At 37.6% G+C, this 2,314-nt stretch carries 2 protein-coding genes; both read left to right on the forward strand.

Annotated features, from left to right (window positions below; all coding sequences use genetic code 11):
* The first annotated feature begins 114 nt into the window (after positions 1-114).
* Positions 115-297: a hypothetical protein gene (locus tag BGO84_RS03700; RefSeq protein ID WP_291027757.1), complete on the forward strand. Its 183-nt coding sequence runs from the start codon at positions 115-117 to the stop codon at positions 295-297.
* A gap of 102 nt (positions 298-399) precedes the next feature.
* The gene (ltrA, locus tag BGO84_RS03705) at positions 400-2,211 is read left to right on the forward strand and encodes a group II intron reverse transcriptase/maturase (protein ID WP_291027759.1); all 1,812 of its coding nucleotides are present in this window, start codon (positions 400-402) and stop codon (positions 2,209-2,211) included.
* Positions 2,212-2,314: the final 103 nt, after the last annotated feature.

The raw sequence follows: 2,314 nt of genomic DNA on the forward strand, positions 1-2,314 counted from the left end.
GATAAAATCTGAATTGATTGAACGATAATCCAAGCGGTATTATGCGTACCTGCGACGTCAAGATAACTATACTCGTCGTACTGTGATTCACTTCTTCCAGTCTTTGAGGAGGAAATGCAAGAACTAATCACAGCGCAACTAGAATATGTAGTAAAGGATGAAAGTCGTATCCGACACTCTGTCGTGCCAGAGACTATGTATAGTCTCACAGTTCTTTATGTTGCAAACGGGGATTACCTATACCAGAATGCCAGTTGTAAGGCTATGGGGTCTGCCCCTGAATATCTGGAGTGGTAACGGAGCTTCCGTAGTAGTCCGAGCAGGATAACGACCTGCACATGGCGAAGGGAGGCAGCTAAAGTAGTTTTAATACAATTAACGAAAAATGTGAGAGACATTATGAGAAATTCAGAAAGAGTATTAAACAGTCTTTCGAAACACAGCAAGCTTTCGACCTACAAGTATGAGAGGCTCTATCGTGTTTTGTTCAATGAAGAGATGTATTATGTTGCCTATCAACGCATTTATGCAAAACCAGGCAATATGACACCAGGTTCAGACAATCAGACTATTGACAGAATGAATCTGGCTCGAATTGAGAAACTGATACAATCGTTGAAAGACGAGAGTTATCAGCCCCAACCTTCAAGAAGAACGTACATACCAAAGAAAAATGGTAAAGTACGTCCGTTAGGAATACCTGCTTTTGACGACAAGCTGGTGCAAGAGGTAATCAGGATGATTTTTGAAGCCATTTACGAAGGAGCATTTGAAAATTGTTCCTATGGTTTCAGACCTAAACGAAGTTGCCATACCGCATTAGGTCAAATACAAAAGTCATTAAACGGTGCGAAATGGTTTGTAGAAGGAGATATCAAAGGGTTCTTCGATAATATTGATCATGATGTCATGATTGGTATTTTGAGAGAACGCATCTCTGATGAGCGATTTATACGCCTAATAAGGAAGTTCCTAAATGCAGGGTATATCGAAGATTGGAAATTTCATAAAACCCATAGTGGTACACCACAAGGTGGTATTGTAAGTCCAATATTAGCTAATATTTATTTAGACAAGTTGGATAAATACATGATGGAATATATCCGAAAATTCGATAAGGGGGAAAACCGAAAAACTAACAAGGAGCGTATTCAATATGAATATGGAAAAAGGCTCGCTGTTGTGAAACTAAAAAGTACAATAGACAAAGAAGAAAGAAAAATCATTATCAAACAGATCAAGGCTTTTGACAAGGAAAGATCCTTAATCTCATGTGGAGACGAAATGGATTGTGATTACAGAAGGATGAAATATGTAAGGTATGCAGACGATTTTCTGATTGGAATAATTGGTAGCAAAGAAGACGCAATAAGAATCAAGGAGGACATAAAGAATTTTCTTCAATCCAAATTGAGACTTGAGTTGTCGGACGAAAAAACACTAATTACCCACAGTGAAAAATCTGCAAAATTCCTTGGGTATGAAATCTATGTTCGCAAGTCCAACCTTACCAAGAGGAGTAAAACAGGTCGTATAAGGAGAGCTTTCAATAAGAAAGTGTATCTAAAACTAACTACGGATGTAATGAAGAATAAATTGCTTGAGTATGGTGTATTAGAAATTAAAATACACAATGGAAAAGAGCAATGGAAACCGAAAGCCCGTGTGCAGTTTATCAACAATGACGACCTGGAAATCCTAGAAAGGTATAATGCTGAAATTAGAGGTCTCTACAATTATTATTCAATAGCCAATAACTGTTCGGTAATGAATGCCTTTAAATACATTATGGAATACAGTATGTATAAAACTTTTGCTTGTAAATATCGGACATCTGTTGTAAAGATATGTCGTAAATATAAGAAATACAATGTGTTTACTGTAAACTTCAAAAACAAGAAAGGTGAAAATAAAATCAGAGTCTTTTACAATGAGGGTTTTAAACGAAAGAACTCCAATTATCATTCATGGGTGGACAATCTCACAGCACCATTTAGCATAAGTACAACTAGTTTGGTTGATAGGCTAAAGGCAAATGTATGTGAGTTATGCGGAGCAACAGATAGAAAATTACATATGCATCATGTGAGAAAACTCAAAGGTTTAGATAATAAGAAACCTTGGGAAAGACACATGATTGCAAGACGTCGAAAAACTATCGCACTGTGTGCAAGTTGTCACAAACTGACTGATATTGGAAAGAAAGACTGATACTTTGGTGGAGAGCCGTATACGCCGGAAGGTGTACGTACGGTTCGGAGGCGAGTGCTTGGAAACCAATCATAGTAATATGATATGGCGCTGGGTGCTTAGC

The sequence above is a fragment of the Dysgonomonas sp. 37-18 genome (assembly GCF_001899125.1).
Taxonomy (GTDB): Bacteria; Bacteroidota; Bacteroidia; order Bacteroidales; family Dysgonomonadaceae; genus Dysgonomonas.